Origin of the sequence: Pedobacter glucosidilyticus (genome assembly GCF_002483235.1) — a bacterium.
Taxonomy (GTDB): Bacteria; Bacteroidota; Bacteroidia; order Sphingobacteriales; family Sphingobacteriaceae; genus Pseudopedobacter; species Pseudopedobacter glucosidilyticum_B.
In genome coordinates, this window is sequence record NZ_DLHN01000038.1 from 26,287 (window position 1) to 46,146 (window position 19,860).

Annotated in this window: 19 protein-coding genes; 10 read left to right on the forward strand and 9 right to left on the reverse strand. The window is 34.8% G+C overall.

The genetic code is table 11. The annotated features are described in order from the left end of the window. Positions 1-1,275: a GAF domain-containing sensor histidine kinase gene (locus B2745_RS16115; protein ID WP_304068811.1), complete on the reverse strand. Its 1,275-nt coding sequence runs from the start codon at positions 1,273-1,275 to the stop codon at positions 1-3. A 118-nt stretch (positions 1,276-1,393) separates the two neighbouring features. Here B2745_RS16115 and B2745_RS16120 point away from each other — a divergent pair, with 118 nt between their 5' ends. Genes B2745_RS16120 through B2745_RS16130 form a run of 3 tightly spaced genes read left to right on the forward strand, consistent with a single transcriptional unit; the run spans position 1,394 to position 4,607 of the window. After that, positions 1,394-2,464 (forward strand): DNA topoisomerase IB, encoded by a 1,071-nt coding sequence (locus B2745_RS16120; protein ID WP_304068813.1) that lies wholly within the window; start codon positions 1,394-1,396, stop codon positions 2,462-2,464. A gap of 44 nt (positions 2,465-2,508) precedes the next feature. Next, the gene (accC, locus tag B2745_RS16125; protein ID WP_304068815.1) at positions 2,509-3,990 is read left to right on the forward strand and encodes an acetyl-CoA carboxylase biotin carboxylase subunit; all 1,482 of its coding nucleotides are present in this window, start codon (positions 2,509-2,511) and stop codon (positions 3,988-3,990) included. Positions 3,991-4,010: 20 nt separating this feature from the next. Next, positions 4,011-4,607 carry a riboflavin synthase gene (locus B2745_RS16130; RefSeq protein WP_304068824.1) on the forward strand — a complete coding sequence of 199 codons (597 nt, stop codon included), beginning with the start codon at positions 4,011-4,013 and terminating at the stop codon, positions 4,605-4,607. Here B2745_RS16130 and B2745_RS16135 read toward each other — a convergent pair. Continuing rightward, the gene (locus B2745_RS16135; RefSeq protein ID WP_304068826.1) at positions 4,594-5,073 is read right to left on the reverse strand and encodes a methylated-DNA--[protein]-cysteine S-methyltransferase; all 480 of its coding nucleotides are present in this window, start codon (positions 5,071-5,073) and stop codon (positions 4,594-4,596) included. The genes B2745_RS16130 and B2745_RS16135 overlap by 14 nt on opposite strands. 78 nt (positions 5,074-5,151) lie before the next feature. Here B2745_RS16135 and B2745_RS16140 point away from each other — a divergent pair, with 78 nt between their 5' ends. The 5 genes from B2745_RS16140 to B2745_RS16160 all read left to right on the forward strand — a co-directional run bounded on the left by B2745_RS16140 (position 5,152) and on the right by B2745_RS16160 (position 9,144). Further along, positions 5,152-5,811, forward strand: a complete 660-nt coding sequence (locus tag B2745_RS16140) for a heme exporter protein CcmB (protein ID WP_026903023.1) — start codon at positions 5,152-5,154, stop codon at positions 5,809-5,811. A gap of 13 nt (positions 5,812-5,824) precedes the next feature. Continuing rightward, entirely contained in the window at positions 5,825-6,490 is a 666-nt protein-coding gene (gene ccsA, locus B2745_RS16145; protein WP_304068873.1) for a cytochrome c biogenesis protein CcsA, read from the forward strand. After that, positions 6,490-6,693, forward strand: a complete 204-nt coding sequence (locus B2745_RS16150; RefSeq protein ID WP_304068828.1) for a CcmD family protein — start codon at positions 6,490-6,492, stop codon at positions 6,691-6,693. The genes ccsA and B2745_RS16150 overlap by 1 nt, the downstream gene beginning before the upstream one ends. 140 nt (positions 6,694-6,833) lie before the next feature. Next, positions 6,834-8,267 carry a Glu/Leu/Phe/Val family dehydrogenase gene (locus tag B2745_RS16155; protein WP_304068830.1) on the forward strand — a complete coding sequence of 478 codons (1,434 nt, stop codon included), beginning with the start codon at positions 6,834-6,836 and terminating at the stop codon, positions 8,265-8,267. Between the two features lie 346 nt (positions 8,268-8,613). Then, positions 8,614-9,144: a hypothetical protein gene (locus B2745_RS16160; RefSeq protein WP_304068832.1), complete on the forward strand. Its 531-nt coding sequence runs from the start codon at positions 8,614-8,616 to the stop codon at positions 9,142-9,144. A 524-nt stretch (positions 9,145-9,668) separates the two neighbouring features. Here the strand turns inward: B2745_RS16160 and B2745_RS16165 are convergent. The 5 genes from B2745_RS16165 to corA form a co-directional block, all read right to left on the reverse strand. After that, positions 9,669-10,898 carry a porin gene (locus B2745_RS16165; RefSeq protein WP_304068834.1) on the reverse strand — a complete coding sequence of 410 codons (1,230 nt, stop codon included), beginning with the start codon at positions 10,896-10,898 and terminating at the stop codon, positions 9,669-9,671. A gap of 133 nt (positions 10,899-11,031) precedes the next feature. Next, positions 11,032-14,397 carry a methylmalonyl-CoA mutase family protein gene (locus B2745_RS16170; RefSeq protein WP_304068836.1) on the reverse strand — a complete coding sequence of 1,122 codons (3,366 nt, stop codon included), beginning with the start codon at positions 14,395-14,397 and terminating at the stop codon, positions 11,032-11,034. Between the two features lie 147 nt (positions 14,398-14,544). Further along, positions 14,545-15,378, reverse strand: a complete 834-nt coding sequence (locus tag B2745_RS16175) for a hypothetical protein (protein WP_304068838.1) — start codon at positions 15,376-15,378, stop codon at positions 14,545-14,547. Positions 15,379-15,459: 81 nt separating this feature from the next. Further along, positions 15,460-15,630: a quinol oxidase subunit 4 gene (locus B2745_RS16180; protein WP_304068840.1), complete on the reverse strand. Its 171-nt coding sequence runs from the start codon at positions 15,628-15,630 to the stop codon at positions 15,460-15,462. A 29-nt stretch (positions 15,631-15,659) separates the two neighbouring features. Continuing rightward, entirely contained in the window at positions 15,660-16,613 is a 954-nt protein-coding gene (gene corA / locus B2745_RS16185; protein ID WP_304068842.1) for a magnesium/cobalt transporter CorA, read from the reverse strand. 57 nt (positions 16,614-16,670) lie between these two features. On the opposite strand from corA, the gene B2745_RS16190 reads away from it, so the two are divergent. Together B2745_RS16190 and B2745_RS16195 are read left to right on the forward strand one after the other, a co-directional pair. After that, a complete protein-coding gene (locus tag B2745_RS16190) occupies positions 16,671-17,624 on the forward strand; it encodes a TIGR01212 family radical SAM protein (RefSeq protein ID WP_304068844.1) in 954 nt (317 codons plus the stop codon). A 71-nt stretch (positions 17,625-17,695) separates the two neighbouring features. After that, positions 17,696-19,234: a SulP family inorganic anion transporter gene (locus tag B2745_RS16195; RefSeq protein ID WP_304068846.1), complete on the forward strand. Its 1,539-nt coding sequence runs from the start codon at positions 17,696-17,698 to the stop codon at positions 19,232-19,234. Between the two features lie 53 nt (positions 19,235-19,287). On the opposite strand, the gene B2745_RS16200 is transcribed toward B2745_RS16195, so the two are convergent. Both B2745_RS16200 and B2745_RS16205 read right to left on the reverse strand, forming a co-directional pair. Beyond that, the gene (locus tag B2745_RS16200) at positions 19,288-19,593 is read right to left on the reverse strand and encodes a helix-turn-helix domain-containing protein (RefSeq protein ID WP_304068848.1); all 306 of its coding nucleotides are present in this window, start codon (positions 19,591-19,593) and stop codon (positions 19,288-19,290) included. Further along, the gene (locus tag B2745_RS16205) at positions 19,577-19,813 is read right to left on the reverse strand and encodes a type II toxin-antitoxin system RelE/ParE family toxin (protein WP_304068850.1); all 237 of its coding nucleotides are present in this window, start codon (positions 19,811-19,813) and stop codon (positions 19,577-19,579) included. Before B2745_RS16205 ends, B2745_RS16200 begins: the two co-directional genes overlap by 17 nt. Positions 19,814-19,860 lie beyond the last annotated feature (47 nt).

A 19,860-nucleotide genomic window follows, 5' to 3' on the forward strand; every position in this document is an offset into this window, starting at 1 on the left:
TTAATTTGCAACTAAAGTAAGAGGCAAATTTACTTTAAATAGGCTACCTTGCCCCGGTGTGCTCATGACATCAATACTACCTTTTAATTTTTCTAGCAATTCCTTAACAATATATAGGCCCAGGCCAGAAGAACTTTCGTTATTGGTTGGCTTGTTTGATAATAGGGTAAAACGTTTAAAAAGCTTGTCCATTTCATGAGGATGAATACCCGGGCCTTCATCTTTAATACTTACACTAAACTGGTCATCTTGGGTTTGAAGCGTAATAAAAACTTGCTTGTTAAAAGATGAAAATTTGATAGCATTTGAAAAAAGATTATTTAATACTCTTGTTAATAAATTACTATCTGTTTTGATGTTTAGCGCTGTGGGTAAAGGCTCGTAATTTAAGCTGATATTTTTTTCATCAGCAGATTTTAAGAAATTACCTATAATATCTTTTACAAAAGCATTTAATTCTAACTCTTCAATATAAGGTTTAATAGGTGTGCTCTCCATACTGTTAAGTGTTTCCATCTGGCTGATAAGATGAAATACATCTTGCATACTTTTGTTAAAAATACCAAAAAGTTCTTCTGTTTCGCTATTGGTTACCATTTCCTCAAATAAGAAAGATAACATTTTAATATTGCTTAACGGCGATTTTAAATCATGAAGTAATATCTGCGAAAGCTGATCTTTCTCTTGCATGATTTTTTGCAGATTTTCATTGTTTTTTTCTAACTCTTGATTAAGTTTTAAGAGTTCTTCATTTTTTTCTGCTATTTGCTTTTCAAAAGATCTTTTGTCTAAATAATTACTTATCCACTGCCCAAGATATTGTACAAAATCTCTATCAGCTTGATTAAATTTTTTAGGATTGGCATAAGAGGAAGAAAAATTTAGAGTGCCAAATTTTTTCCCTTCTGATATGATAGGAACACCTATGTAAGAACGAGTTTGAAATTTACTGTAACAAGGATGACCTTTTAAATGAGAATTTGCTGCATCGTCGACATCAAAAACATTATTCTCTCTAATGGTAATTTCACAGAAAGTATCTTTTAAATCAAAAACCTGATTTTTAAGTTGCAATTCCTTATTATTAGAATCAAAATCAATAATATGGTAATCTTCCTGAATAACCTGAGAAATAATACCAGTTTCCATCTGTAGAAAGCCACATGAAATATTTAGAATTTCTGTAAAATCATGAATATTTGTTTGAATTAAAAGAGACGTGATTTTATAAATCTCGTTCATTCTTTCTTCTTCTAACGAATTGGTTGTAGCCATAATGCTTTGAAAAGGTTTCAATTGCAAAGTAATAAATATTTCTTTACCTAATACTCGAAAATTACTTGAAATGTTTCACTAAACATAATGGCATGATATTGCATGTTTAATTTTTGGAATGAATAAGCAACAAAAAATACTGGCAAAAATTGGTCTCGACCCTAAAATTACTGCTAAGGCCATAGGTTTACGTTACATCAACAACCAACAAGCAGGCTATAACAGGTTTAAAACAAAGGGTGGTTTTATTTTTAAAGATGAAGATGGGAAAAAAGTTACTGATAAAAAAGTATTGGAAAGATTTAAAAAATTAGTTATCCCGCCAGCTTACGAGCATGTTTGGATTTCCCCCTCAGAAAATACACACTTACAATTTACAGGTATTGATGCGAAAGGTAGAAAACAATATCGCTATCATCCAGAATGGAATAAAATAAGAAATGAAGCCAAGTTTTATCGATTAAGAAAGTTTGCAGAAGCACTCCCACACATCAGAAAACAAGTAGAAACAGATTTAAATAGAAAAGGATTACCTTTTGAGAAAGTATTGGCTTTGGTGGTGAAACTGATAGAGCTTACACATATCAGAATTGGAAATGCCGAGTATAGCAAGCTTTACGGCTCTTTTGGGCTAACCACTTTAAGAGATAAGCATGTAAAATTTACAGGTAACAAGGTTAATTTTATTTTTAAAGGTAAAAAAGGTGTGCAGCATAACATCAATTTACAAAGTAGAAAACTAGCTACACTAGTAAAGAGGTGTAAAGATATCCCTGGTAAAGAATTATTTCAATATTATGATGATGAAGGGAAGCATTATCGTGTTGAGTCTGGCGATGTAAACCAATATCTTAAAAGTATTACTGGAGAAGACTTTACCGCTAAAGATTTTAGAACTTGGGCTGGCAGCGTACATGCCTTATGTACCTTAAAGCAGATGGAAAAAGCTGATCAAGAACAAATATGTAAGAAGAATATAGTACAAGCTATTGATGAGGTTGCCCGCAAATTGGGTAATACACGTACGGTTTGTAAGAAATACTATATACACCCTATTGTACTCCATAGTTATGAGAAAGGTACTTTGTACCAATACGATATTGATGAGGATTTAGAAGATAGTCTTCTCCCCGAAGAAAAATTATTGGTAAAAATCTTAGATTCAGAAAACATGTCGGTGCTTAGTTAGTTTATCTCCTTAAATGCGTATTTTGTTGGGATAATTTTAGCCGTATGAAAAAAATATTGGTAGCTAATAGGGGCGAAATAGCCCTCAGAATTATGCGCTCTGCTAAAGAGATGGGTATCAAAACCGTTGCAGTTTTTTCTGAAGCTGATAGAAATGCCCTACATGTACGCTATGCTGATGAAGCTATTTGTCTTGGTGAAGCTGCCTCCACAACATCTTATTTAAACATCCAAAAGGTAATTGATGCCTGTAAATTAACAGGTGCCGAAGCCATTCATCCGGGTTACGGTTTTTTGTCAGAAAACCCAGAATTTGCCAGAAAAGTAGAAGCGGCAGGTATCATCCTGATTGGGCCATCGCCAGAAGCCATGGAGATAATGGGTAATAAATTATCAGCAAAAGCTGCGGCATTAAAATATCAAATTCCCTTAGTGCCCGGTACCGAAGAAGCTATTACAGATATAGAGCAGGCAAAAGAAAAAGCAACAAGTATTGGCTTTCCTGTTTTGATAAAAGCTGCTGCTGGTGGTGGTGGCAAAGGAATGCGCTTGGTGCATCAAGTAGAAGATTTTGAAGAGCAAATGAAATTGGCAATTTCCGAAGCAGAATCTGCCTTTGGTGATGGAGCTGTTTTTATAGAAAAATATGTAACATCACCACGGCATATAGAAATTCAGGTTTTAGGAGACCAACATGGAAATATTGTTCATCTTTTTGAACGCGAATGTTCTGTACAACGTCGCCACCAAAAAGTGGTAGAAGAAGCTCCTTCTGCTGTTTTAGATGCAGATACAAGAGCCGAAATGGGACAATGTGCGGTAGATGTGGCTCGTTCTGTAAATTATACCGGAGCTGGTACGGTAGAATTTATTTTAGATGCGGATAAGAATTTCTTTTTTCTGGAGATGAATACCCGCTTGCAGGTAGAACATCCGGTAACTGAAATGATTACCGGAGTAGATTTAGTAAAAGAGCAAATAAAAATAGCCCGAGGCGAAAAACTTTCTTTTACTCAGGACGATTTAAGTATCAGAGGCCACGCTATAGAGTTGAGGGTTTATGCGGAAGACCCAGCCAATAATTTCTTGCCCGATATTGGGACGCTAAAAACTTATAAAACGCCTAAAGGTATTGGTATAAGGGTTGATGACGGTTTTGAGCAAGGTATGGAAATACCTATATATTACGACCCTATGATAGCAAAATTGGTTGCCTACGGTAAAAATAGGGAAGAAGCTATAGAAAGAATGTTGCGGGCAATTCAAGAATATCAAATAAGTGGTATTGAAACTACCTTACCTTTTGGTAGCTTTGTCATGCAGCATGAAGCTTTTACATCAGGAAATTTTGATACGCATTTTGTAGCTAAGTATTTTAAACCAGAAGTATTAAAGAAACAAGATGATGAGGAAGAAAAAATAGCTGCAATTTTGGCCTACAAGCTGTTTACGAAATCAAGCAATAAGCAATTAACAACAGCAGCACAAGAAACTTCAAACTGGTTAAGAAATAGAAGAAATTGGTAATTCAACAAATAAAACAATACATGTTTACTGGTATTATAGAAACTTTAGGAACCGTTACAAGCTTAAGAAAAGAGCAAGAAAACTTACATATTACCGTATCTTCCACAATAAGTAAAGATTTAAAAATAGACCAATCTGTAGCGCATAATGGCATTTGCTTAACTGTTGTTTCGCAAGATGCGGAAAGCCACACCGTTACCGCAATTTATGAAACCTTACAAAAAACCAACTTGGGAAGTATCCAAGAAGGTAGTTTGGTAAACTTAGAACGCTGCATGCAAATGAATGGTAGGTTAGATGGGCATATTGTACAAGGCCATGTAGACCAAACCGGTATTTGTATTGCCTTAGAAGAGCAAGAAGGAAGCTGGTTTTATACTTTTAGTTATGATGAGGATAAAGGCAATGTTACAGTAGAAAAAGGTTCTATCTGCGTAAATGGAATAAGTTTAACTGTAGTAAACTCTAAACCCGGGCAGTTTTCTGTAGCTATCATTCCATATACTTACGAGCATACCAACTTACAAAGCGTAAAACCTGGCGATATGGTAAATTTAGAATTTGATATTATAGGTAAATATGTTGCTCGTTTAATGGGAAATACTAAAACAGTTTAGTTTGCCCTATCCCGGCAATTTTAGTTTCATGTTCTAATAACCATTGTTTGCGCCATAAACCACCAGCATAGCCGGTAAGTTCGCCAGCCATGCCTACAACACGGTGGCAAGGTATAGCAATCATGATTTTATTTTTGCCATTGGCGGCTGCAATGGCTCTTATGGCTAATAAATTCTTCATCCGGATGGCTAAAGTGGTATAAGAGATAACCTCTGCAAAATTTAGTTCTTGCAAAGTACTCCAAACTTGTTGTTGAAAATCTGTACCGCTTTGTTTGATAGGGAAAGTAAAGCTTTTTAAATCTCCATTAAAATATTGTTGAAGTTCAGTTATAGCCAATGTTAAAACATCGGTTTTTGTGCCATTTTCTTGTGGTATATCAGCAAAACTAATTTCACAAATGGCATTATTTTCTTCTTTAATAATAACAAAGCCTAAAGGACTTTCAATACTCTGTACGTTCATCAATCAAATATCATAAAAATATAAGGCTTTACGCCGATGTTTAGCTTATATATGAGCTTTTACTATCTTTGCTACTGCATGATATTAATTAAACAAGTCAAGAGTTTATTATACAAAGAGATTTTATTAGAATGGCGCTCTAAATATGCCTTCAATGGTATTTTACTCTATGTTATCTCTACCGTTTTTGTTTGTTATTTATCATTTAAAACCACTCCACCTTTGGTTTGGAATGCGCTTTTCTGGATTATTTTACTTTTTGCAGCTATCAATGCCATCGCAAAAAGTTTTATGCAAGAAAGTAAAGGGCGCTTATTATACTATTACACCATTGCTAGTCCGCAAGCTATCATCATCTCTAAAATTATTTATAATATTTTATTGATGATCATTATGTCTGCTATCGCTTTTCTGGCTTATCAAATCGTATTTCAGAATGCGGTAGCTAATTTAGGGTTATACTTAATAGCAGTTTTATTGGGCAGTATTAGTTTTTCTACAGTTTTCACCATGATATCTGCCATAGCATCAAAAGCGGGTAATAATGGTACTTTAATGGCTATATTAAGTTTTCCTGTTATTATTCCTTTATTGATGCTGATTATTAAGCTTTCTAAAAATGCAATGGATGGCTTAGACCCTTCTGTTTCTTATGATGAAATTGGCGTTTTATGCCTTATTAATATCGTAGTAATTGCTGTTTCTTTATTACTATTTCCTTACCTTTGGCGAGATTAATTTTTAAGCAATGATGTATAAAAATTGGTGGAAAGTGTTGTCTGTAATTTTAGTATTATTCTCTGTTATCGGAGGTTTATTGATAGCCGTTCCGGCACTTCCAATCTTACATGAAAGTATCAGAAACTTGTATTATCATGTACCTATGTGGTTTGCCATGATTATTATTTACCTGGTTTCTGTTATTTATAGTATTAAATACTTGGGCTCAGGAAAAGAAAACGATGATTTAATTGCTGTAGAAAGTGTTAATACAGGTATTATCTTTGGTTTTTTGGGTTTAGGTACCGGCATGATTTGGGCTAACTTTACCTGGGGCGCACCTTGGCCAAATGATCCAAAATTAAATGGTTCTGCCATTGCTACTTTAATGTATTTAGCATACATCATCTTAAGAGGCTCTATTGATGAAGAGCAGAAAAGAGCAAAAATTTCTGCTATTTACAACATCTTTGCCTTCCCCATCATGGTAGTACTTATTTTTGTGTTACCACGACTAACAGATTCTTTACATCCCGGTAACGGTGGAAACCCAGGTTTTGGTGCTTATGATTTAGACAGTAATATGCGCTATGTTTTTTACCCTGCTGTATTAGGATGGATTTTAGTAGCTACCTGGATCATGACACTTCGCTATAGAATTAGAGTATTAGAAAATAAAAATAACCAAATTCAATAATGAAAAGATTTTTCTCCTTAACTGCCATATTCTTTTTGGTTGTACAATTTGCACAAGCACAGTCCGTTGAAATGGCAGAAACCCTACGTTCTTCTGGTAAAATTTACGTGGTAGTAGCTGTGATGGCTTTGTTATTTTTGGGCTTGTTTTTTTACCTATTTTCTATAGATAGAAGATTAAAAAAAATCGAAAAGGATAAATAGGCTTCATCTTCCTTAAAAACAAACATTTAAAACAAAAATGCCCCTGTGTGGTTAAAACACTAAGGTTTTATCAATTTGGAGAAGACAAATATTTCTCTCAACTTGTATAAAATTTTTTATAAACCATAAAAATTACTACTATGACCAAAGCAGGAGAGGTTATTTTTGATGACTACCATTTTTTTAATGATGTATGCCAATATGTAGATCAGGCGGCAGCATTTACCAATCATGATAAAGGCTTATTAGCACAAATAAAAGCCTGTAATAGCATCTATCATCTTCAATTTCCTATCAGAAAAGGCAATAGTTACGAGATTATTCATGCTTGGCGTGTACAACACTCTCACCACATGTTGCCTACAAAAGGCGGTATTAGGTATAGCGATATCGTAAACGAAGATGAAGTTATGGCCCTTGCAGCTTTAATGACGTATAAGTGCGCTATTGTTAATGTTCCTTTTGGTGGTGCTAAAGGCGGTATCAAAATCAATCCTAAAAACTACACGGTTGCAGAGTTGGAAAACATCACCAGACGCTATACGGTAGAGCTTATCAAGAAAAACTTTATAGGTCCTGGTATTGATGTCCCTGCACCAGATTATGGCACTGGAGAGCGTGAGATGTCTTGGATTGCTGATACCTATTTAACCATGAACCCCGGTTCTTTAGACGCTTTAGGTTGTGTTACGGGTAAGCCTATTGCTTTACATGGTATTGCAGGCAGAAGAGAAGCAACAGGCAGAGGTGTAGCTTATGCGGTGAGAGAATGTGTTTCTGTTGCAGAAGATATGAAAGCATTAGGCTTAACAGCAGGTATTGATGGGAAACGCATCATTGTACAAGGTTTAGGTAATGTGGGTTTCCATGCAGCTAAATTTTTAAGTGAGCAAGGTGGTATTATTGTAGGTATCTGCGAGTTTGATGGAGCTATTTACAATGCCAACGGTTTAGATGTTAATGATGTAGTAAGACACAGGAAAGAAACTGGTAGCATTTTAGGATATGCAAAAGCTACATCAGAGTTTGAACACTCTGCTGAAGGCTTAGAGCAAGATTGCGATATATTGGTTCCTGCAGCTTTAGAAAATCAAATTACCATAACTAACGTTGCCAGAATAAAAGCTAAAATCATTGCTGAAGGTGCTAATGGTCCAACCACACCAGATGCGGCAGATTACTTTATTAAAAATGGTGGAATGATTATTCCTGATATGTATGCTAATGCAGGCGGGGTAACAGTTTCTTATTTCGAGTGGTTAAAAAATTTATCTCACGTAGCTTTCGGTAGAATGGATAGGAGATACGATGAAACCAATAACTTGAACATCTTGAGCATGATAGAAAGCACTACTGGGGTTACCTTAACGCCTCAGCAAAGAGCTATGATAGCCAAAGGACCATCAGAATTAGAATTGGTAAACTCTGGATTAGAGGATACCATGGTAAGGTCTTATCATGAAATAAGAGAAATTAAAAATGTTAAAAATACAGGGAGTTTAAGAACAGCCGCTTTTGTTGCTGCAGTTGATAAAATAGCCGTTTCTTATATGAATATGGGTATTTGGCCTTAAGGTTAAACTTAAATAATGATAAAAAAAGGCTGTCTCAAATTACCATTTTGTGTCAGGCTGAGCGGAGTCGAAGCCTTTTCTGGGTATATCAGAGAAGATTTCGACTTCGCTAAATGTGCCCCCCAGTTTGGCGCAATGAGATTCAAGCCAAGCGGGTAAAGGCTTCTTGTGCCAGATATAAGCAAAGACTTTAATATTTTGTATAAGGCAAAAAAACTTAATTTGCAGAGAATGGATGGAAAGAATTCTAAGAAAGTAATAAATAGGTGTGATGATTTGGTAAACTAGGCACAAGTATCCGATGCACAGGGCTAAGGCTGCAAACTTCCAAAAGGGGATTTAATAAATGGATTTAAAGAAATACATTGAGACTTTAGAGGGATTTAAACCATCTGAAGAATTATTAAAAAAAAATGGGTTTAAAAGTATTCCCAATTATATACTTAGAAATTATAGTCCGCAACCAAAAGGAAATGAAAAGATTTTTGATATAGAAGAAACCGATTTATCTAAGTTGTTTCAATATTATGATTTGTCATACTTTAGGTTTTCGGATTTTATATTATTAAGTGAAATCATCAATAAGGACAATAAATTCGTTTTTGCACAAAGTTCCTATACTTTTTTAGCTTTTGATAGTTTACAATCGGAAGTCATTGAATATGATAATTATGAGTTAACCAAACTATCTTATTGCGCAAGAAATATTGACTCCTTCCTCAATGCATTATTGCCAATTTTTGAAATGTATTCTCAAAGACTTCAAAATTTAGCTGATACAAATGATGAAATAAAAAATATGTTTTTTTTAGAACAGTGTGTAATTAATGCTGGAGGGGATAAATACAAAAGGTTTTTTGAACAAATAATTTTTTAATTAAGATGGTGCGAACTTGTAGCTCCCCCACTAGCGCAAGTCTTAGCGAAATGGACAAAGAGCGAGAGCCTGACTTGTGCTTTATGTAAATAAAATATACATTTAAGCATGAGTACAAAATACAAGTTTAACAACCCAACTGATGCAATTCTTCCGAGGGTTGGCAAAGAAAGTAAGGAGACTTGTGACCGAGCATAGGCTATGATAATGGTTGAGAATTAGAATAAAGCACAAGTCAGGCAGATGCACTGGCTTTGGCACTAAGACTTGCGCTAGAAAAGGGGGCATCCTTTTTTTAGTTTGGACATGTAGCGTTGGCATAAAAAAAGATACAGCAGAAAGCCCGGCCTTAGGCAACACCCAAATAAGTAAGCTTACTAATGCAACCCAGTCATTTTATGGTGGCTGTACCGTTTCAAGATTTAAGCCTCGAGTAATGGAAATATAGCAACGATAAATGTTAACAAAAAAAGCTATTGGAAAATTCTCCAATAGCTTTTTTTATGTTTTGTGGTTGCTGCAACTTAGAAATTTACTTGCGCTTGTATCCTCAATAAGCTTCCTCTTTGTAAGTTATCCTGAAGCGCAAAATCTTCAAATCTTCTGGAAGAAAAAGTATAGTTAACTACCAATTCTAAGAAATTATTGGGTTCCCACTCTGCACCAATTTCTAATTCTTTAACTAGATAACTGCGGGCATCTCTTTCATGTTTTTTGCCACCATCATAATATTGTGCTTTAATGAAAGGATATAATAGATGTTTATTGATTCTTGTCATGTAATTAAACATGATATAACCTCCGTTTAAAGATTTTACTTCAATAGAATCGGTTTGTTTGTTAAACTCAGGCCCTTTACCTATGTTGTATTCTGCTTGTATACCAAAGGGTTGTGGGTAAACTACCAAAGTTGCCGCAATTCTTTGATCTAAATAGTTGCTGCTGGTGTTGGTTTTAACACCAGAACTTAATTGGTCTGCCGCCATTACATATTTACCTTTATAAGCCTGTATGCCAGGTTCTATAAACTGTTTACCAAACAAAAAAGGATAAGATAAGCGAGCTACTAAGTGTTGTTTGTTGTTTAAATCTGCTCTGTTTGCGGTTTGTCCATTGTAAGCACCAAAGCCAAAAACACCATAATCTCCAGAGCCTTTTAAACCTAGTTTCACCAAATCAGAAAATCTTTGCCTAATTTCTTTTGGTGCCCAGTAGAAGAATAAACCTAAATCTCGTTCATTAGCTGCTGCACTATTAATAGCATCATTACGGTCTAACGTAATTCTGTTTTGGCTAGACTGCATGTTTTCAAAGCCATAAGGTACTTTACTCTGGCCAAATCTAAACCTAAATTCATTATCGCTATCTAAGCCTACATCAACATAAGCATCTCTTATTTGCCCAAAATTTGATGAAGTACCTGCTGAGCTTGCAAAATCTGGTTGAATATAAATATAAACCTGCTTACTTATTTGCCCGAAAAAGATTAATCGGATTCGTCTTAAGAAGAAATCTCCTCCATCGCCCCAAGATCTGTCGCATTGTTCGCATTTTAAGTCTGGGTTACTTTCCAGAAGTCCGTTATACCTTAATTGCGCATAACCTCTTAATGAAATTTTATCGTACCATTTCTCTATTGATGTTTTAGGTTTTAATACTAAAGTATCTTTAGTTTGAGCTTGAGATAAATGAGAAAAAGTTAGTGTTATAAACAGTAAAAGGCAACTTAATACATTAACAGCTTTTAAATACATTGATAAATAATTGTTAAGTAAATATTAAAATTTGCGCAAAATTAATATTCTGATAACAATAGCTTAATCAAATTGAAAAGTTAATGATTTGTTAATATTAAATTAACGTTTCTGCTGAAATACTTGCAAAAACTTACATATTTCGTCTGTACTGTCCACCAACTTCGTAAAGTGCCTGAGATAATTGCCCTAACGAGCAATATTTTGTAGCTTCCATTAAACTTTCAAATATATTGCCGTTTTGGATGGCTGTTTTTTTCAATGCATCTATCTCTATACTTGATTTATCCAAATTTCTTGCTTTGAATGCCTCTAGAGTTTGTATTTGATATTCTTTTTCTTCTGTTGTTGCTCTAATAACTTCTCCCGGTGCAACCGTAGGCGAGCCATCTTTACTTAAAAAAGTATTTACACCAATAATAGGGAAATCTCCATTATGCTTAAGTGTTTCGTAGTGTAAAGATTCTTCTTGTATTTTGCTTCTTTGGTACATGGTTTCCATAGCGCCTAAAACTCCGCCACGCTCATTTAATCTGTTAAATTCTAACAAAACCGCTTCTTCAACTAAGTTGGTAAGTTCTTCTATGATAAAAGCACCTTGTAAAGGGTTTTCGTTTTTAGCTAAGCCTAATTCTTTATTAATAATGAGTTGTATCGCCATAGCTCTTCTTACAGATGCTTCTGTTGGCGTGGTTATAGCCTCGTCATAAGCGTTGGTATGTAAAGAGTTACAATTATCATAAATGGCATAAAGCGCTTGTAGCGTGGTTCTAATATCATTAAAATCTATCTCTTGGGCATGTAATGACCTTCCTGAAGTTTGGATATGATATTTTAATTTTTGAGACCTGTCATTCCCTTTATATTTTTCTTTAATGGCTTTTGCCCAAATTCTTCTGGCAACTCTTCCTATCACGGCATATTCTGGGTCTATACCGTTAGAAAAAAAGAAAGATAAATTAGGTGCAAAATCATCAATATGCATTCCTCTGCTTAAATAATACTCAACAAAAGTGAAACCATTTGCCAAAGTAAATGCCAATTGTGTAATGGGGTTTGCACCAGCTTCTGCAATATGATAACCCGAAATAGAAACCGAGTAGAAGTTTCTAACTTTTTGGTCAATAAAATATTGCTGTATATCGCCCATCATTCTTAAAGCAAACTCTGTGGAGAAAATACAAGTATTTTGGGCTTGGTCTTCTTTTAAAATATCTGCTTGTACCGTACCTCTAACGGTTGCAATAGCTTTTTCTTTAATTTGGTTGTAGATAGCTAAAGGTAAAACTTCATCCCCAGTAACCCCTAAAAGCATTAAACCAAGTCCGTTATTTCCTTCTGGTAAAGCTCCTTTATAAACTGGTCTTGTCTGCTTTTTAGCTTGATAAATAGCTTGTATTTTAGCTTCAATCTCTGCTTCTAAGCCATTTTCTTTAATGTAAATTTCACATTGTTGGTCAATAGCGGCATTCATGAAAAAACCTAAGAGCATGGGCGCTGGTCCGTTAATCGTCATAGATACCGATGTGCTAGGGTCACATAAGTTAAAGCCAGAGTATAGCTTTTTGGCATCATCTAAAGTAGCAATACTTACACCCGAGTTTCCAATTTTACCATAAACATCAGGTCTGCTGTGTGGGTCTTCGCCATATAAAGTAACAGAGTCAAACGCAGTAGATAATCTTTTTGCATCCTGACCTAAAGATACATAATGGAATCTTTTATTGGTACGTTCTGGTCCGCCTTCACCAGCAAACATTCTGGTTGGGTCTTCACCTGCTCTTTTTAAAGGGAAAACTCCAGCAGCATAAGGAAATTCGCCAGGTAAATTTTCGGTAAGTAACCATCTTAAAACATCGCCCCAAGCTTCATATTTAGGTAAAGAAATTTTAGGGATTTTAAGTTTTGATAAAGAAACTGTTTTTAAAGCCTGTTTAATCTCTTTATCTCTAACCTGATAAATAAATTCATCCTGTTGATATTTTTCTAAAGTTTGAGGCCATTCTTTCAACAGATTTTTACAATACATGTCTAATTGTTCTTCTAGGTGATTGTAAATCTCTTTTAAATCCTCAGCAGCTTGTTCTTGTTTGTAAGTTAAAGATAAATCTGCCGCTCCATTAACTTGATACATCTTTTGAGCAATACTTGCTTGCTGCTCTACCCAATTAGCATAAGCAAAATTTGCTTCTGTTATTTCTGCTAAATATCGACTTCTATGTGGTGGGATGATGTATTTTTTTTCATGATCCGCAGTAGCAATATCAGTTTTAATATTGAAATTTAAACCTGTTTTTGTTTCAATTTGATGGATGATAGCCTTAAATAGCTGATTGGTTCCAGGGTCATTAAACTGTGAAGCCATCGTAGTGAAGATGGGTAAATCTTCATCCGGAGTTTCAAACAATAAATGGTTGCGCTTAAATTGCTTTCTTACATCTCTAATTGCGTCTTGTGCACCTTTTTTATCTGATTTATTAATGGCTACCAAATCAGCAAAATCAAGCATATCAATTTTTTCTAGTTGTGTGGCGGCACCAAATTCAGGTGTCATCACATATAAAGAAACATCAACATAATCTGTAATAGCTGTATCAGATTGCCCTATACCAGATGTTTCTACAATAATCATATCAAAACCAGCAGCTTTACAAATAGCTATAGACTCTTCAAGATATTTAGAAAGTGCCAAATTTGCTTGTCTGGTAGCTAAAGAACGCATATATACTCTGGGCGTATTAATCGCATTCATGCGGATACGGTCTCCTAAAAGTGCGCCACCAGTTTTTCTTTTAGATGGATCTACCGAGATAATGGCTAAACTCTTATCCGTATAGGTTAAAAAGCGCCTTACCAATTCATCTGTTAAAGATGATTTTCCTGCACCGCCTGTTCCTGTAATGCCTAAAACTGGAGTTTTTTTATCAGTAAGATTTTTTAATGCTTCAATGAAATCTCCATGTTGTTGAGCCTCATTTTCTGCAAGTGTTATACCATGCGCTATTTCTTTAAAGTCTTGATTTTTTATACTGCTTAACTGTGGTTGATAGCTTGCTATTGGGTTAAAATCGCAACTTTCAAGCATGTAGTTAATCATGCCTTGCAAACCCATAGTACGGCCATCATCCGGAGAGAATATTTTAGCGATACCATATTGGTGCAACTCTTCTATTTCTGCTTGTAGAATAACTCCACCTCCACCACCAAAAATTTTAATATGACCTGCTTTTTTTTCTTTCAGCAAGTCAAACATATATTTAAAATACTCGATATGCCCGCCTTGGTAAGATGTTAGCGCAATGCCTTGCACATCTTCCTGTATAGCGCAGTTTACAACCTCTTCAACAGATCTGTTATGCCCCAGATGTATAACTTCGGCTCCTGACGACTGTAAAATCCTTCTCATGATATTGATAGTGGCATCATGACCGTCAAATAAAGAGGCAGCTGTTACAAATCGTATTTTATTTTTTGGTTTATAAATGGAGTTTTCTTGCATAGCGCTGAAGAGTTTTTAAAAACAAATTTAACTAATTGATGATGTACAAAAGCCTTTTTTAGTAATAATCTTATGGCTCTTTATAGGGGCAAAAAAAATAGGGAGCTCATTTTCATCAGCTCCCTATTAAAAATTTGTTCGTCTCTCTTAATTATTAACCACTAATATTGGTTTTTTAGCTATTCTGGCCAATTTAACAGCTACCGAATCTAAATAATCTCCGTCTTTTAATAAATGGTTTTTATTGATCATACTGTAAACATCACCCAATAAATATTCATGAATTAAGTCTGGATATTTTTGTATATCTAAACGTCTCAAGTTCTCCAGACTCATTTTACAATCGTTTACTCTTCCCGCAAAGCAATCGTTAAATAGTTGTTTGCCGTATTCAATATCTAAATCAGGTATACCATTATCAGAAGCGTGTGCTATGGTTAAATCGCAGTTTAAATGTTTAGCTACTTGTCCAAAAGCTCTCATAAATCTTACCTCTGTAAACCTAATATCAGTGCAATAAACAATACTTTTAAGCTGCTGTGGCTCTTGTACATCATCAGGGATAAACAAAACGGGACATTTAGCATCATTCACAATTTTAGAAGTTAAAGCATCTAACCTTAAACCATTTTCATCCACATAAGCGCAATTGATGACGATAAATTGGGTGTCTATAACCTGTTTAAAACGATGTTCTGATTTTAAAATCTCCTGTGCGTTATAAATAGGATAGTGTATTTGGTTAGAAAAATTACCTTGTAAAAACTCAGGTAATAAAGTCGTTTGATCTACCTGTTTAGAATAGGCTTCACTACTGTCTGTTTCTGCAACAAGGTTTAGTTGTTTCTCTCTGGTACTTTGTTTAAGTTGTGTATCGCAAAATGCTGATTTTGCTTCTGTAACTTTAGAAATAGACGTTATCCACTGCAAAACTGAAGTGCTGGCGGCCTTGAAATTAACGAAATGACTAATATTTTTCATGAGATAATAAATTGTGATATGAACAGCTTCATCCATCACAATTTTTAAACCACTTATTGTATCATCACAAAAAAAATAGAATTATTTTTTTCTTTGGCCTGGTGCAAAAGGTTTGGCAGATTTACTGCCTGTCATTTTCTTGGCTTGTCCGGGAGGTACTTTACCACTATTTCCGGCTGTTTGGTAGGCACAACCAGAAAGTATAAAGGCAAAAATTATAAATGCACTAAAGGCTAACTTTAAATGTTTCATGTTTTATTTTTTTGAAACATGATGCAAAACTAAAGCCATTTCTTTTTCTTAAAATAGATTAAAGTACCAAAAGAAGAAACAAACATGAATAGGATGGCTAGTGCATAACCATACTGCCAATCAAGCTCGGGCATAAGTTTAAAGTTCATACCATAAATGCTGGCAATTAAGGTAGGAGGCATAAAGGCAACCGTAGCAACGGTAAATATCTTGATGATACGGTTTTGCTCAATATTAATTAAACCCATAAAAGTGTCTTGAAGATACTCTAATCGCTCAAAAGCAAATTTATTATGTTCTAATAAGGAGCTAATATCTTTAATCATGATTCTTAACACGCCCATATATTCCTGTGGAAAAGTTGATGATTTCATCAGGGCAGAGATCATTCTTTGCTTATCAATGATGTTTTCTCTCAACATCATGTTATCATTTTGGAGCGATGAAATCTTTAATAAATCTTCTTCATCTACTTTTTCGCTGGTTGCTTTTAAACTTTTATTTAATTCTGATATTACTTTGGCGATATTTTCAATCAAATCTGCATCTTGGTCTATACAGGTTTCTAAAATGGTAGAAAGTATCTGGAAACCATTAACATATAAAGTTGGGTTGGCTTTTATCTTTTTTACAGCTTCACCAAAAGTTTTCAAATCATCATCGCGATAGGTAAATAATATACCTTTTTCAAGGATGATAGAAACCGGACAGTAATCAAATCCTTGTTGTCTCAAGGCTAAAAAATTAGAATTAATGATGATTTCATTATCCATTTCGCTAAAGCGTGATGAACTTTCTATCTCTTGAGATTCTTCTTCTGATGAATATTTAATATCAAAATAAGTTTCTATGGTAACTTTTTCCTCTACCGTAGGGTTCTGCAAATCTACCCAAACTAGGCTCTCCATAGGTATTTCCCTTAAAAGCTCTACATCTGTCTCTTTTGCAAGACGGGTATTTTTTTTATAATAGATTCTCAGCATAGTCCATCAATTTGTATTAATCATCATTTCGTATCTTTGCAAAAATATCTTTTAATAGTGGAAAAATCTCTCGCATTCGGCGAAAAAAATTATAATTACTACAGTGCTTACTTAAAGGAAAAGTATCAGGTAAAACGTGTGTATAAAGTTATTGTTGACGGTGGTTTTACTTGCCCCAATCGCGATGGTTCTAAAGGTTATGGCGGTTGCACCTACTGTAATGTGGATTCTTTTACGCCAACCTCCAGAACTATGGCTACCATGAAAGAGCAAATAGAGTTTGGAATGGAAAGAGCTAGAAAACACTACAAAGCAGAAAAATTCATCATTTATTTTCAGCCTAATACCAATACTTATGCGCCAGCACATTATTTAAAAACCATGTATGATGAGGCTTTAAGTGTTGATACTACTGATGTAGTAGGCTTATCTGTTGGTACCAGACCCGATTGTTTAGATGCCGAAAAAATAGCTTTATTAGAAAGTTATACCGATAGGCTTGATGTTGATTTAGAGATGGGGATGGAGTCTATTTATAACGAAACGTTAGCACAAATTAACCGGGGCTGTTCTCATGATGAGTTTGTAGACATTATGAAACTGTTAGAGAATACCAAATTAGATATTTGTGTACACACTATTTTTGGTTTACCCGGAGAAACCAAACCCATGATGCTTAAATATGCTGATGAGATAAACCGTTTTCCGCAAATAAATTTCGTTAAGTTTCATCATTTACATATCGTAGAAGGCTCTATCATGGGCGCAAAGTATAAAAAGGAACCTTTTAAGCTCTTTAGTTTAGCAGAATATACTGATTTTCTTTGCGAGATATTACCCTTAGTTCGTCCAGATATCATTATTCAACGTCTTTTTGGAATATCAGATTTAGAGATGTTAATAGCTCCAAAATGGGGCTTAAAAAAATCAGAAATCCAAACTTATATTGATAACGAAATAGAAAGAAGAGGAGTCGTACAAGGTTCTAAATACCCACAAATATTGGTTTAGTATAAAAATGAACCATTGCCACGTAGGCTAACATAGATCCTGTATTATCCATTTGCTTTTATTCATCAAACATGAAATTTTCTTTACCCCTTTTTGATTTTAAACAAAAAGTAGACTATAAAATAGAGATTTTGGCAGGTTTAACCGTAGCGATGACAATGGTTCCAGAATCTTTATCCTTTGCTATATTGGCTGGTTTTCCTCCGTTGGTAGGTTTATACGCCGCTTTTATAATGGGTTTAGTAACCGCTGTTTTTGGTGGTAGGCCAGGTATGGTTTCTGGTGGGGCAGGGGCTACAGCAGTTGTTCTGATAGCTTTAATGCAATCGCATGGTTTAGATTATGTATTTGCAGCGGTTGCCTTAGCAGGAATAATCCAAATTCTGGTGGGGCTCTTTAAGCTCGGGAAATTTATTAGCTTAGTTCCTCAGCCGGTTATGTATGGTTTTGTTAATGGTTTGGCGGTTATCATCTTTACTTCCCAGTTTCAACAGTTAAAAACAGCAGTTAACGGACAAGAAATGTGGTTAACAGGTCAAGCACTGTATACCATGGTAGGTTTAATTCTACTCACCATCAGTATTATTTTGATATTTCCAAAAATTACTAAAGTAGTTCCCGCGTCTCTGGTTGCCATCATCTTCGTGTTTTTATTAGTTTTATTTTTAGGTATTGATACCAAAACAGTACAAGATATTGCCTCGGTAAGTGGAGGTTTTCCTCCGTTTTACATCCCTCAGATACCTTTCAACCTAAATACTTTAGAAGTTATTTTTCCTTATGCCATCATTATGGCAGGTGTGGGCCTTACAGAAAGCTTGTTAACGCTTAATTTAGTTGATGAAATGACAAACACCAAAGGCAGAGGCAATAAAGAGTGTTTGGCACTAGGCGGAGCAAACTTATTGAACGGATTTTTTTATGGTATGGGTGGTTGCGCCATGATTGCCCAAACACTTATCAATCTATCAGCAGGTGCAAAAGCAAGGCTATCAGGTATTATTGCTGCATTAACCATTTTATTAATTGTTTTAGTAGGTGCTCCGGTTATAGAAAAAGTGCCAATAGCGGCTTTAGTTGGTGTCATGTTTATGGTTGCTATTGGTACTTTTGAGTGGATAAGTTTACGCATCATTAATAAAATGCCTAAACATGATGTTTTTACGGGTATTATGGTGGCTGTTATTACCATTTGGTTACATAATTTGGCTTTAGCAGTTCTTATTGGAGTAATTATTTCTGCATTGGTATTTGCTTGGGAAAGTGCTAAGCGAATAAGAGCCAGAAAATATATAGATGAGCGAGGGATAAAGCATTATGAAGTATATGGACCACTCTTTTTTGCGTCAGTAGCTCATTTTACAGAAAAATTTGATGTACTCAACGATCCTCTTGAAGTGATTATTGATTTTAAAGAAAGCCGGATAGTAGATATGTCTGGTATAGATGCAGTTTATAAACTTACAGTCCGATACCAAGAAGCAGGCAAAAAATTGCACTTAAAACATTTAAGTGATGATTGCAGACGTTTATTAGCCAATGCCCAAGGGATAATTGATGTAAATATTCTGGAAGATCCGGATTATCCGGTAATGACGGATAAGGCTTAGCAGGATCTTTCATCGTATTGTGTTAAGATTGATTTAGAAGCTAATCATTTCTACTAAATTTTCACATTCAGTTCAAGTCGCCCACCAAAACCAAGTTCAATAATTTTTTGAAGCGTAGAAATACGAGCTTCTTTGATGTTGTTCTCAATTTTTGAAATATAAGATTTGCTTGTTCCCACTTTTTCGGCAAGTTGCTCTTGCGTCATTCCCAATTCTATTCTTGTATCATGAATCAAAGCACCGATTTTAAATACTTCATAACCTGCCTCAAGTTCATCACGCTCTTTTGTCCCACGTTTCCCGTAGTTTTTTTCTTTGAACTCTTCAAGAGTCATTAAGCTTTTATTTTTCGCTTTCATATTCTGCTTTTATTTTAAGTGCTATTTCTATTTCTTTCTTTGGAGTCTTTTGCGTTTTCTTTTGGAAACCGTTAGCTAAAACAACCAGTTTTCCTTCATCAAAAAAGCAAAAAATTCTAAAAATATCGCTACCTAGTTGAACCCGTATTTCATAAAGTCCATCAGTATTTTCAATATGTTTAAGATAAGTTTCTGGAACTCTTTGTAAGTCTTCAAACAATTAGAAAGTCCAAACAATTTTTGCTTTTACTTTTTTATTTTGTTTAA

Excerpts from the sequence above, each read along its gene's own strand:
- B2745_RS16195 (WP_304068846.1), top strand. The coding sequence starts at position 17,696 with ATGAAATTTTCTTTACCCCTTTTTGATTTTAAACAAAAAGTAGACTAT.
- B2745_RS16150 (WP_304068828.1), top strand. The coding sequence starts at position 6,490 with ATGAAAAGATTTTTCTCCTTAACTGCCATATTCTTTTTGGTTGTACAA.
- accC (WP_304068815.1), top strand. The coding sequence starts at position 2,509 with ATGAAAAAAATATTGGTAGCTAATAGGGGCGAAATAGCCCTCAGAATT.
- B2745_RS16165 (WP_304068834.1), bottom strand. The coding sequence starts at position 10,898 with ATGTATTTAAAAGCTGTTAATGTATTAAGTTGCCTTTTACTGTTTATA.
- B2745_RS16130 (WP_304068824.1), top strand. The coding sequence starts at position 4,011 with ATGTTTACTGGTATTATAGAAACTTTAGGAACCGTTACAAGCTTAAGA.
- B2745_RS16135 (WP_304068826.1), bottom strand. The coding sequence starts at position 5,073 with ATGAACGTACAGAGTATTGAAAGTCCTTTAGGCTTTGTTATTATTAAA.
- B2745_RS16200 (WP_304068848.1), bottom strand. The coding sequence starts at position 19,593 with ATGAAAGCGAAAAATAAAAGCTTAATGACTCTTGAAGAGTTCAAAGAA.
- B2745_RS16180 (WP_304068840.1), bottom strand. The coding sequence starts at position 15,630 with ATGAAACATTTAAAGTTAGCCTTTAGTGCATTTATAATTTTTGCCTTT.
- B2745_RS16160 (WP_304068832.1), top strand. The coding sequence starts at position 8,614 with ATGGATTTAAAGAAATACATTGAGACTTTAGAGGGATTTAAACCATCT.
- B2745_RS16170 (WP_304068836.1), bottom strand. The coding sequence starts at position 14,397 with ATGCAAGAAAACTCCATTTATAAACCAAAAAATAAAATACGATTTGTA.
- B2745_RS16175 (WP_304068838.1), bottom strand. The coding sequence starts at position 15,378 with ATGAAAAATATTAGTCATTTCGTTAATTTCAAGGCCGCCAGCACTTCA.
- corA (WP_304068842.1), bottom strand. The coding sequence starts at position 16,613 with ATGCTGAGAATCTATTATAAAAAAAATACCCGTCTTGCAAAAGAGACA.
- B2745_RS16155 (WP_304068830.1), top strand. The coding sequence starts at position 6,834 with ATGACCAAAGCAGGAGAGGTTATTTTTGATGACTACCATTTTTTTAAT.
- ccsA (WP_304068873.1), top strand. The coding sequence starts at position 5,825 with ATGTATAAAAATTGGTGGAAAGTGTTGTCTGTAATTTTAGTATTATTC.
- B2745_RS16120 (WP_304068813.1), top strand. The coding sequence starts at position 1,394 with ATGAATAAGCAACAAAAAATACTGGCAAAAATTGGTCTCGACCCTAAA.
- B2745_RS16140 (WP_026903023.1), top strand. The coding sequence starts at position 5,152 with ATGATATTAATTAAACAAGTCAAGAGTTTATTATACAAAGAGATTTTA.
- B2745_RS16115 (WP_304068811.1), bottom strand. The coding sequence starts at position 1,275 with ATGGCTACAACCAATTCGTTAGAAGAAGAAAGAATGAACGAGATTTAT.